At 57.3% G+C, this 13,361-nt stretch carries 10 protein-coding genes; 5 read left to right on the forward strand and 5 right to left on the reverse strand.

Translation table 11 applies throughout. The annotated features are described in order from the left end of the window. Positions 1-80 precede the first annotated feature (80 nt). From hcr to ACCC84_RS01665, 3 genes are all read right to left on the reverse strand, one after another. Positions 81-1,085, reverse strand: coding sequence for an NADH oxidoreductase (hcr, locus tag ACCC84_RS01655; protein WP_039992276.1), 1,005 nt, complete (start codon positions 1,083-1,085; stop codon positions 81-83). A gap of 54 nt (positions 1,086-1,139) precedes the next feature. Continuing rightward, positions 1,140-2,789, reverse strand: a complete 1,650-nt coding sequence (gene hcp / locus ACCC84_RS01660; RefSeq protein WP_371901481.1) for a hydroxylamine reductase — start codon at positions 2,787-2,789, stop codon at positions 1,140-1,142. Positions 2,790-2,951: 162 nt separating this feature from the next. Continuing rightward, positions 2,952-3,848 carry a LysO family transporter gene (locus ACCC84_RS01665; RefSeq protein ID WP_004965015.1) on the reverse strand — a complete coding sequence of 299 codons (897 nt, stop codon included), beginning with the start codon at positions 3,846-3,848 and terminating at the stop codon, positions 2,952-2,954. A 174-nt stretch (positions 3,849-4,022) separates the two neighbouring features. Here ACCC84_RS01665 and ACCC84_RS01670 point away from each other — a divergent pair, with 174 nt between their 5' ends. Next, positions 4,023-5,681, forward strand: a complete 1,659-nt coding sequence (locus tag ACCC84_RS01670) for a DUF2813 domain-containing protein (protein ID WP_371901482.1) — start codon at positions 4,023-4,025, stop codon at positions 5,679-5,681. Positions 5,682-5,696: 15 nt separating this feature from the next. On the opposite strand, the gene ACCC84_RS01675 is transcribed toward ACCC84_RS01670, so the two are convergent. Further along, positions 5,697-6,647 carry a VirK/YbjX family protein gene (locus ACCC84_RS01675; RefSeq protein WP_004965011.1) on the reverse strand — a complete coding sequence of 317 codons (951 nt, stop codon included), beginning with the start codon at positions 6,645-6,647 and terminating at the stop codon, positions 5,697-5,699. A gap of 196 nt (positions 6,648-6,843) precedes the next feature. Between ACCC84_RS01675 and macA the strand changes: the two genes are divergently transcribed. Both macA and macB read left to right on the forward strand, forming a co-directional pair. Next, positions 6,844-7,956, forward strand: coding sequence for a macrolide transporter subunit MacA (gene macA / locus ACCC84_RS01680; protein WP_004965010.1), 1,113 nt, complete (start codon positions 6,844-6,846; stop codon positions 7,954-7,956). Then, positions 7,956-9,902 carry a macrolide ABC transporter ATP-binding protein/permease MacB gene (gene macB, locus ACCC84_RS01685; RefSeq protein WP_004965009.1) on the forward strand — a complete coding sequence of 649 codons (1,947 nt, stop codon included), beginning with the start codon at positions 7,956-7,958 and terminating at the stop codon, positions 9,900-9,902. Before macA ends, macB begins: the two co-directional genes overlap by 1 nt. A gap of 82 nt (positions 9,903-9,984) precedes the next feature. Here the strand turns inward: macB and cspD are convergent, their stop codons facing one another. Continuing rightward, positions 9,985-10,206 (reverse strand): cold shock-like protein CspD, encoded by a 222-nt coding sequence (gene cspD, locus ACCC84_RS01690; protein ID WP_004965007.1) that lies wholly within the window; start codon positions 10,204-10,206, stop codon positions 9,985-9,987. A 333-nt stretch (positions 10,207-10,539) separates the two neighbouring features. Here cspD and clpS point away from each other — a divergent pair, with 333 nt between their 5' ends. Beyond that, positions 10,540-10,860: an ATP-dependent Clp protease adapter ClpS gene (gene clpS, locus ACCC84_RS01695; protein ID WP_004928347.1), complete on the forward strand. Its 321-nt coding sequence runs from the start codon at positions 10,540-10,542 to the stop codon at positions 10,858-10,860. Positions 10,861-10,886: 26 nt separating this feature from the next. Continuing rightward, entirely contained in the window at positions 10,887-13,163 is a 2,277-nt protein-coding gene (gene clpA / locus ACCC84_RS01700) for an ATP-dependent Clp protease ATP-binding subunit ClpA (RefSeq protein ID WP_004965004.1), read from the forward strand. Positions 13,164-13,361: the final 198 nt, after the last annotated feature.

Raw genomic sequence — 13,361 nt, forward strand, 5'->3', positions numbered from 1 at the left:
GACCAGAAATAACCCTAGTCAGCGATGGGGAAATGGTCTTACCAATAAATGCCTTATCGCGGAGATAAGGCATCGAGCGTTTAAGCGAGGGTGACGTCGCCTTGCAGCTGACAGCTGCAGGCCAGCACGTAGCCTTGGGCAATCTCGTTCGGCGTCAGTGTCATACTGCTGGAAGTGGTGTAATCACCGGATAGCACGCGGGTTTTACATGAACCGCACACCCCGGCGCGGCAGGCGGCGGTTACTGGCAATTTATGCATCTCCAGCGCCGCCAGCAGCGTGCTGCCGATCGGTACGCGGAACTCACGCAACGGTTGGCCAATGCGCAGCGCCAGCGAGGTTTCGCTGCCCACGTCGCCGGGGGTCGGCGTGTGGAATTGCTCCTGGTGGAACCGCGCGGCGGGGACGCCAAGCTGCTGGCACAGTTGCTCGACCTGCGCCATGTAGGGCGCGGGGCCGCAGGTCATGACGGTGCGCTGTGCGATGTCCGGCACGGACTGTTGCAGCAGTTGGGCGTTGATACGCCCGCTGAGAAAGCCGCGACGGGCGTCATGTTCGGCCATCAGCGTCAGTTGCAACTGCGGGTGCGCGGCGCACAGCTGCGACCATTGCTCGGCGAAAATCACCTCGTCCGGGTGGCGTACGCTGTAGATTACCTGCACATCGCAGCGTGGGCGATTGACCGCCAGCCAGCGGCACATTGCGATGATCGGCGTTACGCCACAGCCGGCGGCCAGCATCAGATAGCGTTCGCTCGGGTGCTGCAGACAACTGAATTCGCCTTGTGCATCAGACAGCCACAGCGTATTACCGGGTCTGACCGCCTGAGTCAGCCAGCCTGAGCCGACGCCTCCTGGTAGGCGGCGCACGCTGATGCTGATAAAGCGACTCAGGCCGGGTGAGGACGAAAGAGTATAGGCACGCAGTGTTTCATTGCTGTTATCAATACTGACCAGTGCGAACTGGCCAGGCTGATACGGGTAAAAATCGTGGTTTATCAGGTTAAGCGTCCAGACATCGGCGGTTTCCTGCTGGATCGAATGCACCTGCATGCGGTTTGGGCAAAGTGGGCTGGGTTGGGTCATAAGGCACCTCAAAACATACGGGGCTGCCTTAGACAGCCCTGGGAAATAATGGCATCAGCCGAGAATGGTGTGCAGATCCTGCTCAACGCTGGTGATCGGACGCATGCCGAATTTTTCGTTGAGGATCGCCAATAGGTTGTCGGTCAGGAAACCTGGCGCGGTCGGGCCGGTAAAGATGTTTTTCACTCCCAGCGATAGCAGCGTCAGCAGAATCACAATGGCTTTTTGCTCAAACCAGGACAGCACCAGACTCAAGGGCAGATCGTTCACCGAGCAGCCCAACGTGTCGGCCAGTTTCACCGCCAGCATGATGGCGGCGTAAGCATCGTTGCACTGACCGACGTCCAGCAGACGCGGCAGGCCTTCCAGCGTGCCGAAATCCAGCTTGTTAAAACGATATTTACCGCAGGCCAGCGTCATGATCAGGCAGTCTGAGGGTATGGCGCGGGCGAAGTCGGTATAGTAGCTGCGCTCGCCGCGGCTGCCGTCGCATCCCCCCACCAGAAATACGTGACGCAGTTTTTTGCGGCTGACCAGATCGATCACCGTATCGGCCGCATTGAGTAAGGTCTGGCGGCCGAAACCGACGGTGATCAGATGTTCGATTTCACTGTACGGGAAGCCAGACATGCTCTGCGCCTGTTGAATAATGGCCGAGAAGTCATCGCCTTCCAGATGATTGACGCCTGGCCAGCCGACGATGCTGCGGGTCCAGATGCGATCGCCATAATTGCCGACCTCAGGATCGATAATGCAGTTGGAGGTCATCACGATTGGACCTGGGAATTTGGCGAACTCCACCTGTTGGTTTTGCCAGCCGCTGCCGTAGTTGCCCACCAGGTGTTTGAATTTTTTCAGTTGCGGATAGCCGTGTGCCGGCAGCATTTCACCGTGGGTATAGACGTTGATGCCTTGTCCTTCAGTTTGTTCAAGCAGCATGCGCAGGTCTTTCAGATCGTGGCCGGAAATCAGGATCGCCTTGCCGGCGACCGGACGCACGTTAACGGCGCTGGGCTGCGGATCGCCGTAAGCCTGCGTTTCGCCACGATCGAGGATCGCCATCACGTTGAAGTTCATCTTGCCGATGCCCATCGCGTTATTCAGCAAGGTATCGAGATCGCGCGGCTGGGTGCCGAGCCAGGCCATAAAGGCGTGGTATTCGGCATAAATCTGCGGGTCGAACTGCCCCAGTACGTGTGCGTGCTCCATATAGGCGGCAGCGCCTTTCAGGCCATACAGACACAGCATGCGCAGACCGTGAATATCATCGCCGACCTCGGCCTTGTCGGCGTTCAGGGCGAACTGCGCGGCCTGTTGCCGTAGCGTGTCAATATCGTTGCCGGCCAGTTGCAGCGATGCCAAAGGGTGATCGACCTGCGCCGAGGCGTCCAGCAGGCGACAACGAGCTGCTAATGTATCACGCAGGGCAAGGGTTTCACGCGCATAGCCAATGATGCGTTCAGAATCGAAATTGACGTTGGTCAGGGTAGCGAAAAAGGCGCGTGGGGCGAAGCTGTCGAGGTCATGATCGACAATCCCCAGGGCGCGAGCCTGTAGCGCCCAGGCGGAAAGCCCTTGTAGCGCAGCCACCAGCAGATCCTGCAGATCGGAGGTTTCCGCCGTTTTGCCGCACATCCCCTGAGCATAAGAGCAGCCGTTGCCGGCAGGGGTACGGATGGTTTGTTCACATTGCACGCAGAACATAGTCGCTTCCTTTTTAAAGTTGCATTTTAAATGCTTGTTTAAAAGCATAGATCGACAATCGGTGCTGAAGAAGTCTTTTATCGAGCAATGTGGGGCAAATTTGATTTAGCGCAAAATTGGCTGAGGATGGGAATTATTTCGGGGGCGCACCCCCGATAGCCATTATGAAAACAGAGCGATTAGCACCGGTGCCAGCAGGCTCAGCAGGAAGCCGTGCACGATGGCCGGCGGCACCATTTCCAGACCGCCACTGCGTTGCAGAACCGGCAGAGTGAAATCCATCGAGGTGGCGCCACACAGGCCGAGGGCGCTTGACCGGCTGCGACGGACCAAGGTGGGGATCAGCATGATCGCCACCAGTTCGCGCGCCAGATCGTTGAAGAACGCCGTGCTGCCAAGCACCGGGCCGTAGGCGTCGGTGATCAGGATACCGGACAGCGAATACCAGCCGAACCCCGATGCCATAGCCAGTCCGGTTTTGAGCGGCAGCCCCAGCAGCAGCGCCGCCAGCGTGCCGCCGGCCAACGCGCTGATAGCCACCGCCATGCCGACCAACATGCCGCGGCGATTGATCACAATCTGGCGCAGCGTCATGCCGCTGTTGCGCAGTTGGATGCCCACCAGCAGCAGCAGGAAAATCAACGCGTATTCACTGCCGGTGGCGGCGTGTTCAAACCACGACCACTGCGTCAACCCAAGGGCGAAACCACCCAGCACCACGCCGCAGAGCTTGAGAGATTCCAACGCCATATGCAGGCGCGACGGTAGCTTTTCCTGTTTATGGCCGTTGCGCCAGGGGTGATTGCGTTCCAGTAGGTACAGCGCCAGCAAATTGGCGCAAAAGATACACAGGAAGAATACCGCGGTGTACTGCAGGATCAGTAGCAGATTACTGCTGAGGTTCTCCAGAAACGCCAGGCTGATCCCCATAAAAAACAGAATGACGTATACCATCCAACTTAATAGTCGGTTAATACGTTGGATGAGCGTTTTGCTGCGCAACGGGATCAGATAACCGATAATCAGCGGCAACAGAATAATCAGCAGACCGGAATACATGATGAAACAATCTTCCTTGGATTGGGATAAGGCGAGGCCAACACGCTAACCAAAAGCCGTCATGGAGTAAAGCGGCAGATTTATGCTGGTCTGCTTGACCTGCAAGGGGTTTTTTGACCATGCTCTGGAGGTCACCCCATTCGGGACGGTGATGGTTCGCACGGGAGGCGACGGATGTACTTAGAACGGGTTGAGATTGTAGGTTTCCGTGGCATAAATCGGCTGTCGCTAACGCTGGATGACAACACGCTGTTGCTAGGGGAAAACGCCTGGGGTAAATCCAGTCTGCTGGACGCGTTGACATTATTGCTGGCACCGGAACAGGCTCTCTATCGCTTCGAGCCTCATGACTTCCATTTTCCACCGGGGGATGAGGCGGCGAAGGAGCGGCATCTGCAAATCATTTTCACTTTCTGTGAAAAGGATGTCGGCCATGCCCACCTACCGCGCTATCGCCATCTGTCGCCGTTGTGGATCAAGGGAACCGATGGGTTGAACCGTATTCATTACCGTTGTGAGGGCGAACTGGCCGATGATGACACGGTATGTACCTGGCGCGGTTTCCTGGATGCCGAAGGCTATCCATTGCAATTGCACCATATCGATCAATTGGTGCATGCGCTTATTCGTATTCACCCGGTGCTGCGGCTGCGCGATGCGCGCTTTATTCGCCGTCTGCCTAACGACACGCACAACCAGCGGTTACCGGTCGACCATCAGGCGATGACCGAACAATTGAATCAGCTAACGCGAGAGCTGGTGCGTAACCCGCAAAAGCTGACTAACGGCGAGTTGCGCCAGGGGCTGGCGGCGATGCAGCAACTGCTGGAGCACTATTTTGCCGAGCAGGGGGCACAGGTCAGCGGGCCGCGCCGACGCCGACAGCAGCAGGAACAACAGGCATGGCGCTCGCTTGACAGCATCAATCGGATGGTTGCCGAGCCGAACAGCCGCAGCATGCGACTGATACTGTTGGGGATGTTTTCCACCTTATTGCAGGCCAAGGGCAATGTGGCGCTGGAGCCGCACGCGCGGCCTTTGCTGCTGGTGGAAGATCCGGAAACCCGTTTGCACCCAATCATGCTGTCGGTCGCCTGGGGATTGCTCAACCAGCTGCCATTGCAGCGCATTACCACCACCAATTCCAGCGAGCTGGTGTCGCTGGTGCCGGTCGATCAGGTTTGCCGACTGGTGCGCGAATCCGGCCGGGTCGCCACCTATCGCCTTGGCCCGCAGGGGCTTGGTGCCGAAGATGCCCGGCGCATTGCCTTCCATATCCGTTTCAATCGGCCGTCATCGCTGTTTGCCCGTTGCTGGCTGCTGGTAGAAGGGGAAACCGAAGTCTGGCTGCTGAACGAACTGGCGCGTCAATGTGGCTATCATTTTGAAACCGAAGGCGTACGGGTGATTGAGTTTGCCCAGTGCGGTCTGAAGCCGTTGCTGAAGTTTGCTCGCCGCATGGGTATCCAGTGGCATGCGCTGGTGGATGGCGATGAAGCCGGTAAAAAATACGCCAATACCGTGCGCAGCGTGCTGGAACATCATGGCGATATTGAACGCGATCGTCTGACTGCCTTGCCGGCAATGGACATGGAACATTTCATGTACAAGGAAGGATTCAGCCCGGTCTATCACCGCGTGGCGTCGGTGCCGATTAACGCGCAGGTGCCGATGCGCAAGGTGATTTTGAAGGCGGTGCATCATTCCTCGAAACCGGATTTGGCGATCGAGGTTGCGTTGCAGGCCGGCGAGTGGGGCACCGATTCGGTGCCGCCACTGTTGAAAAAAATGTTCTCGCGGGTGATTTGGCTGGCGCGCGGCCGGGCCGACTAACCTTGCGCTCCGGGGTTAGCGAGCAAAGTGCGTTGCCAGCGTAAACGCCAACTCATCGAGTAACTGGTAGCGACGGCGGTATTCGGCGCGCTTTTTGCTGGCAATTTCCACCAGCGGCTTGCGTGCAATACGATCCGGCAGCAGAAAATAGCCATTGGCCAGCGGCTTGCCGCCCATCGACAGCCAAAACTGATCGTAATCGGCATGCAGCTTGTCGCGCTTTTTACTTTTATATCGCCAGTTCTGGTAGATATGGGTGCCGTTGCCGACGGCGACCAACTGCTGGATCCCCAAATGGCGTGCCAGATGTCCCACGCCTTCCAGTACCAGGCGTTTTGGGAACAGACCGTGACAGGCCTTGGTGGTTTGCTGGATTTCCGCGTGCGGCACCTCATGGTTCGCGCCTTGCAGACCGCCGATAAACAGCGTCGGCTGCTGCTGAAAATGCATCAGGGTAAAGGTGATTTCCGCCAGCATCACGCCGCCGGCGTTACGCAGCAATAGCGTCGCCTCTCCTTCTTTATTCAATTTATCAATCGCCGCCAGTTCCAGCGTAATGCGTTCGCCATTTTTATCGCTGGCGCTGGCGATGGTCATCGGCTGTGGAGCGAGGTGACCGATACGCAGTTTCATCGGCATGCGCTGGGCGATCAGATCATAGTGATCGCGCAGTGCGAACAGGCTTTCTAGCTGAGTCATGTTCGCCGCCAGATACGGCCGGTGCAGTTTGCACGGCAGGTTGGGCTGCGCGCGCAAGATTTCTTCCCGCAGCGGGTTGCTGGCCAGCGTATTCATCAGACCGCAGGTGGTGCGCCAATGTAACAGCGAACGGCTGACAAACTTGAGACGGAATGCGGTTTTGTGCCAGGCCTGGCTGGGCGCCAGCGAGCCGTTGATCAGCGAGAGCATCAGTTGCAGACCGTTAAGCGGCCGAGTGGATACGAGGGGATAGCTGAGCTGTGACATGATGTGATCCTTGGCGGTATTGAATGCGCGTATTTCATCAAGCAGTCACTAAACGAGAGTTCAATACCGGGGTCTGAACAGGGGCGGCCGTGCGTAATGTTGAGCTTAGGTTTAGTTATTAGGCTGCGGTCATGATAATTTAGCCCCGCTGCCGGCGTGAGCAGTGACATTTGGTCATAGACAGGAATATATATTGATGTGGTTTAAAGGACGCAAGCGACGCTGGGTGTTGGTCGTTGCCCTGCTGGCGATGGTGGCGGCGCTGGTTTATTGGCGCGTCAGCCATCCGGCGGCGGTGAATTTCAAAACGGTCAAGGTTGCCAAACGTGACCTGCAACAGAATGTACTGGCAACAGGGCAACTGGATGCGGTGCGCAAGGTTGACGTTGGCGCACAGGTCAGTGGCCAGTTGGAAAGCCTGACCGTTGAAATCGGCGACAAGGTGAAGAAAGGGCAGTTGCTGGGGGTCATCGATCCGCAACAGGCACAAAACAGCATTCGCGAAAGCGAAGCGACGCTGCGTGAACTGCACGCGCAACTGAACCAGGCGCAGGCCGAACAGCAACTGGCGGCGGTGACCTTGCAGCGTAACCGCGAATTGGCCCGGCTTCAGGCGGTGTCACGTCAGGATCTCGACAAATTCGCCACCGAACTGGCGGTGAAAAAGGCGCAGGTAGAAACCACCCGGGCGCAGATTGCCAAGAATCAGGCCAGCCTGGATACCGCGAAAATCAACCTGGCGTATACCCGTATTGAAGCACCGATGGACGGCGACGTGGTGCAAATCACCACGCTGCAGGGCCAGACGGTGATTGCGGCACAGCAGGCACCGAACATTCTGACGCTGGCGGACCTGAGTACCATGCTGGTGAAGGCGCAGGTGTCAGAGGCGGACGTCATCCATCTGCGACCAGGGCAGAAAGCCTGGTTTACCGTGCTTGGCGATCCGAGCAAACGCTTTGACGGCGTGCTAAAGGATATTCAACCCACGCCGGAGAAGGTCAACAACGCCATCTTCTACTATGCGCGTTTTGAAGTGCCGAATCCGCAGGGGCTGTTGCGTCTGCAGATGACTGCACAGGTACATATCCAGCTTGGCGGCGTCAGTCAGGCCACGGTAATCCCGCTGGCAGCGCTGGGCGAACAGATCGCCGATAACCGCTATTACGTTGCGCTACTGCGACAGGGTAAAGAAGAAAAGCGTGAAGTGACCATCGGTATGCGTAATAACGTCGATGTGCAGATCCTGAAGGGATTGGGCGTGGGGGATGAGGTGATCGTCAGCCGTGGCGGCGCGGAGGCCAACTGATGGCGAGCTTGTTGGAACTTCACGGCATTCGGCGCAGCTATCAATCCGGCGAGCAGACGGTGGACGTGCTGAAGGACGTGTCGCTGAGCATCGACGCCGGTGAAATGGTGGCGATTATGGGCGCTTCCGGCTCCGGCAAGTCGACGCTGATGAATATCCTTGGTTGTCTGGACCAGCCGAGCGCCGGTACCTATCGGGTGGCCGGGCAGGATGTGGCCACGCTTGACGGCGATGCGCTGGCGGCGTTGCGGCGCGAGCACTTCGGTTTTATCTTCCAGCGCTATCATTTGCTGCCGCACCTCAGCGCCTCGCACAATGTCGAGGTGCCGGCGGTGTATGCCGGACTGGGCAAGGCGGCGCGCCGCGAACGGGCGGAGGCGCTGTTACGGCGGCTGGGGCTGGCGGAGCGCGTCAATTATCGGCCAAGCCAGCTTTCCGGCGGCCAACAACAGCGTGTCAGTATTGCCCGTGCATTGATGAACGGCGGACAGGTGATACTGGCGGATGAGCCGACCGGCGCGCTCGACAGCCACTCCGGCGAAGAGGTGATGGCGATCCTCAAGCAGCTGCGTGAACAGGGGCATACGGTGATCATCGTAACCCACGATCCGGCGGTGGCGCAGCAGGCGGAACGGATCATCGAAATCCGCGACGGCGAAATCATCGCCGATTCTCGACCGGTGTCGGCAGAGCGGCCGCAGGCCAAGGCGCTGGAACTCGCCACGCCGGCGCCGTCCTGGCAGCAGATTGGCGGGCGGTTTCGCGAGGCGCTGGTAATGGCCTGGCGCGCGATGGCGGCCAACAAGATGCGTACCGCGCTGACCATGCTCGGCATCATCATCGGCATTGCGTCGGTGGTGTCGATCCTGGTGATTGGCGATGCCGCCAAACAAATGGTGCTGGCGGATATCAAATCCATCGGCACCAACACCGTTGATATCTATCCTGGTAAGGATTTCGGCGACGACGATCCCACTTACCGCCAATCGCTGAAGTATGACGATCTCGATGCGCTACGCGAACAGCCGTATGTCAGCGCGCTGTCGCCATCCATTGGCAGCAGCATGCGGTTGCGCTTTGGCAACGTCGACGTGGCGGCCAACGTCAACGGCGTCAGCGAGCAATATTTCCGCGTATACGGCATGGGCTTCAGCCAGGGGACGGGGATCGACGCGCTGCAGCTGCAATCGCAGGCGCAGATCGCGGTGATCGACGAAAATACCCGGCGAAGGCTATTTCCGCATAGCCGTAACGTCATCGGCGAAGTGATTCTGGTTGGTAATATGCCGGCGACGGTGATTGGCGTGGCGCAGCAAAAACAGTCGATGTTTGGCAGCAGCAAAACCCTCAGCATCTGGATACCGTATAGCACCATGGCCAATCGCCTGATGGGCAACGCCTATTTTGATTCGATCACCGTGCGCATACGTGAGGGCTACAACAGCCAGGAAGCCGAGCAGCAGTTGACGCGCCTGCTGACGCTGCGGCACGGTAAAAAAGACTTCTTCACCTACAACATGGACAGCCTGGTGCAAACCGCAGAGAAGACCACCCGTACGCTGCAACTGTTCCTGACGCTGGTGGCGGTGATTTCGCTGGTGGTCGGCGGCATTGGGGTGATGAATATCATGCTGGTGTCGGTCACTGAACGCACGCGTGAAATCGGTATCCGCATGGCGGTTGGCGCCCGATCCGGCGACGTATTGCAACAGTTTCTGATAGAAGCGGTATTGGTGTGTCTGGTAGGCGGGGCGTTGGGGATCATGCTGTCATTAGCCATTGGGCTGCTGGTGCAATTGGTGCTGCCTGGCTGGCAGATCAGTTTCCCGCCGGCGGCGTTGGTGAGCGCGTTTGCCTGCTCGACCGGCATCGGCGTGGTGTTTGGCTATCTGCCGGCGCGTAATGCTGCGCGTCTGAACCCGATTGACGCATTGGCGCGCGAGTAATAGAGTAAATAAAAATGCCAGTCATACGGCGGCTGGCATTTTTGACATGGCATTGCAGATCGACTGCTTCTGCGGGAAACGTTCAGGCCAGCGCCTCGCTTTCCAGGGGCACAATAAGACTCGCATGGTTTCCTTTGGGGCCTTGGTGTACGTCAAACCTGACCTGTTGGCCCGCCTTCAACGTTCTGTAGCCATCCATCTTGATTGTCGAATAATGTGCGAAAATATCTTCGCCGCCGCCTTCAGGGCAGATAAAACCGAAACCCTTGGCGTTGTTGAACCATTTAACAGTACCCGTCTCCATGCTTCTACATCCCTCGCAACGCTATTTTAAGTGAGATGAATAACTGATTTCTGGTGAGCGCGCAGTGGTTAAAAGACCAACAGCTCACGAATTTACACTCTAGAGCAAATGATCATCACGTCAAGCGATCGGCTTTTGTCGGGCGGCAGCAGTTCACCAAAGTTTGAAGCAGGTAACGCTATTGACATGCTTTGGTAACAAAATATCAGTGATTTCAGCGACGGTCTCGCAGCGGCACAATACGACCGAAGATGATAAAATAGTAACGATCCCCGTTTGAATAACCTGAACGCGACCCCATATCTGAGGGTACACAAGAGAAGACGAGCAGCGATGGGCAATAACAACGACTGGCTAAATTTTGAACACTTGGCCGAAGAAAAACAAATCGATGCGGTAAAACCGCCGTCAATGTATAAAGTTATACTTAACAACGACGATTACACACCGATGGAATTTGTGATTGACGTTCTGCAAAAGTTCTTTTCTTATGATATTGAACGCGCAACGCAACTGATGCTCACGGTCCACTATCAAGGCAAGGCGATTTGCGGGGTATTCACCGCCGAGGTGGCGGAGACCAAAGTCGTCCATGTGAACCGGTACGCAAGGGAGAACGAGCATCCGTTGCTTTGTACGCTGGAAAAAGCCTGAACAGGCGATTTATTGGGGAGGTGCTTATGCTCAATCAAGAACTGGAACTCAGTCTCAACATGGCTTTCGCCAGGGCGCGTGAGCACAGACACGAGTTTATGACCGTGGAGCACCTGTTGCTGGCGTTACTCAGCAACCCTGCCGCGCGTGAAGCGCTCGAGGCATGTACGGTGGATCTGGCGGCATTGCGTCAGGAACTGGAAGCCTTTATCGAACAGACCACGCCAACGCTGCCCGCCAGCGAAGAAGAGCGCGACACACAGCCGACGCTCAGCTTCCAGCGCGTACTCCAGCGTGCGGTCTTCCATGTACAATCTTCCGGCCGTAGTGAAGTTTCCGGTGCCAACGTGCTGGTGGCGATTTTCAGCGAGCAGGAATCACAGGCGGCTTACCTGCTGCGTAAACACGACGTCAGCCGTCTTGACGTGGTGAACTTCATTTCTCATGGCACACGTAAAGACGAGCCGGGCCAGGCACCGAACGCGGAGAACCCGGTAAACGAAGAGCAGTCCGGAGGGGAAGACCGTATGGAAAACTTCACCACCAACCTCAATCAGCTGGCCCGCGTGGGCGGGATCGACCCGCTGATTGGCCGCGACCGCGAACTGGAACGCGCGATTCAGGTGCTGTGCCGCCGTCGTAAAAACAACCCGCTGCTGGTGGGGGAGTCGGGCGTCGGTAAAACGGCCATCGCCGAGGGGCTGGCGTGGCGTATCGTGCAGGGCGACGTGCCGGAAGTGATGGCAGACTGTACGCTGTATTCGCTGGATATCGGTTCGCTGTTGGCGGGTACCAAATACCGCGGCGACTTCGAAAAACGTTTCAAGGCCCTGCTCAAGCAGTTGGAGCAGGATCAGAACAGCATTCTGTTTATTGACGAAATCCATACCATTATCGGCGCCGGTGCCGCTTCCGGTGGGCAGGTTGACGCCGCCAACCTGATCAAACCGCTGTTGTCGAGCGGCAAGATCCGGGTGATTGGTTCGACCACCTATCAGGAATTCAGCAATATTTTCGAAAAGGACCGGGCGCTGGCTCGTCGCTTCCAGAAAATCGACATTACCGAGCCGACGGCGGAAGAAACCGTCCAGATCATCAATGGCCTGAAGACCAAATATGAAGCGCACCACGACGTGCGTTACACCGCCAAAGCGGTGCGGGCGGCCGTTGAGCTGTCGGTGAAGTACATCAACGATCGTCATTTGCCGGACAAGGCGATTGACGTGATCGATGAAGCCGGCGCGCGTAGCCGTCTGATGCCGGTCAGCAAGCGCAAGAAAACCGTTAACGTGGCGGACATTGAATCTGTGGTGGCGCGTATTGCGCGTATCCCGGAGAAAACCGTCTCTGCGAGCGATCGCGACGTGCTGAAAAACCTGGGCGATCGTCTGAAGATGCTGGTGTTTGGCCAGGATCCGGCGATCGAGGCATTGACCGAAGCGATCAAGATGAGCCGCGCAGGCCTGGGGCACGAGCGCAAACCGGTCGGTTCCTTCCTGTTTGCCGGTCCGACCGGCGTCGGTAAAACCGAAGTCACGGTACAATTGGCGAAGGCGCTGGACATTGAGCTGCTGCGCTTTGATATGTCCGAATATATGGAACGGCATACCGTCAGCCGTCTGATTGGCGCACCTCCGGGCTATGTCGGTTACGATCAGGGCGGTTTGCTGACCGATGCGGTCATCAAGCATCCGCATTCGGTGGTGCTGCTGGACGAAATCGAAAAGGCGCATCCGGACGTGTTCAACCTGCTGCTGCAGGTGATGGACAACGGAACGCTGACCGATAATAACGGCCGCAAGGCGGATTTCCGCAACGTGATCCTGGTGATGACCACCAACGCCGGCGTGCGTGAGACCGAACGCAAGTCGATCGGCCTGATCGAGCAGGACAACAGTACCGACGCGATGGAAGAAATCAAGAAAGTGTTCACGCCGGAATTCCGTAACCGTCTGGACAACATTATCTGGTTCAACCATCTGTCCACTGCGGTTATCCAGCAGGTTGTCGACAAGTTTATCGTCGAACTGCAGGCGCAGCTGGATGCGAAGGGGGTATCGCTGGAAGTCAGCGACGACGCACGCGACTGGCTGTCGGTGAAGGGCTACGATCGTGCGATGGGTGCTCGTCCGATGGCGCGTGTGATGCAGGAAAACCTGAAGAAACCGTTGGCCAACGAATTGCTGTTTGGTTCGCTGGTGGAGGGAGGATCGGTGAAGGTCGAGCTGGACAAGGAAACCCAGAAGCTGACCTACCATTTCCTCAGTGCGCAAAAACGCAAGGCGGACGAAGGCGTGCATTGATTGCCGCTGGGTTAAATAACAAAAAGCGATGCTTTGGCATCGCTTTTTTTACGCGTGCAATTCGCGTACGGCACAAATAGGCGAGCCCTCTCAGTTTACCTACGCACGACCAACGGGGTAATGAACGTTGCGGCGGGGATAAACGGAAAGGGCTCCGGAGGGATTTACATCCTCGGTGTCGCCAGCGACTGGCGACCA

Source organism: Serratia odorifera (genome assembly GCF_041448735.1).
Lineage (GTDB): Bacteria > Pseudomonadota > Gammaproteobacteria > Enterobacterales > Enterobacteriaceae > Serratia_F > Serratia_F odorifera.

Excerpts from the sequence above, each read along its gene's own strand:
- hcr (WP_039992276.1), bottom strand. The coding sequence starts at position 1,085 with ATGACCCAACCCAGCCCACTTTGCCCAAACCGCATGCAGGTGCATTCG.
- clpS (WP_004928347.1), top strand. The coding sequence starts at position 10,540 with ATGGGCAATAACAACGACTGGCTAAATTTTGAACACTTGGCCGAAGAA.
- hcp (WP_371901481.1), bottom strand. The coding sequence starts at position 2,789 with ATGTTCTGCGTGCAATGTGAACAAACCATCCGTACCCCTGCCGGCAAC.
- ACCC84_RS01670 (WP_371901482.1), top strand. The coding sequence starts at position 4,023 with ATGTACTTAGAACGGGTTGAGATTGTAGGTTTCCGTGGCATAAATCGG.
- clpA (WP_004965004.1), top strand. The coding sequence starts at position 10,887 with ATGCTCAATCAAGAACTGGAACTCAGTCTCAACATGGCTTTCGCCAGG.
- macB (WP_004965009.1), top strand. The coding sequence starts at position 7,956 with ATGGCGAGCTTGTTGGAACTTCACGGCATTCGGCGCAGCTATCAATCC.
- ACCC84_RS01675 (WP_004965011.1), bottom strand. The coding sequence starts at position 6,647 with ATGTCACAGCTCAGCTATCCCCTCGTATCCACTCGGCCGCTTAACGGT.
- macA (WP_004965010.1), top strand. The coding sequence starts at position 6,844 with ATGTGGTTTAAAGGACGCAAGCGACGCTGGGTGTTGGTCGTTGCCCTG.
- ACCC84_RS01665 (WP_004965015.1), bottom strand. The coding sequence starts at position 3,848 with ATGTATTCCGGTCTGCTGATTATTCTGTTGCCGCTGATTATCGGTTAT.
- cspD (WP_004965007.1), bottom strand. The coding sequence starts at position 10,206 with ATGGAGACGGGTACTGTTAAATGGTTCAACAACGCCAAGGGTTTCGGT.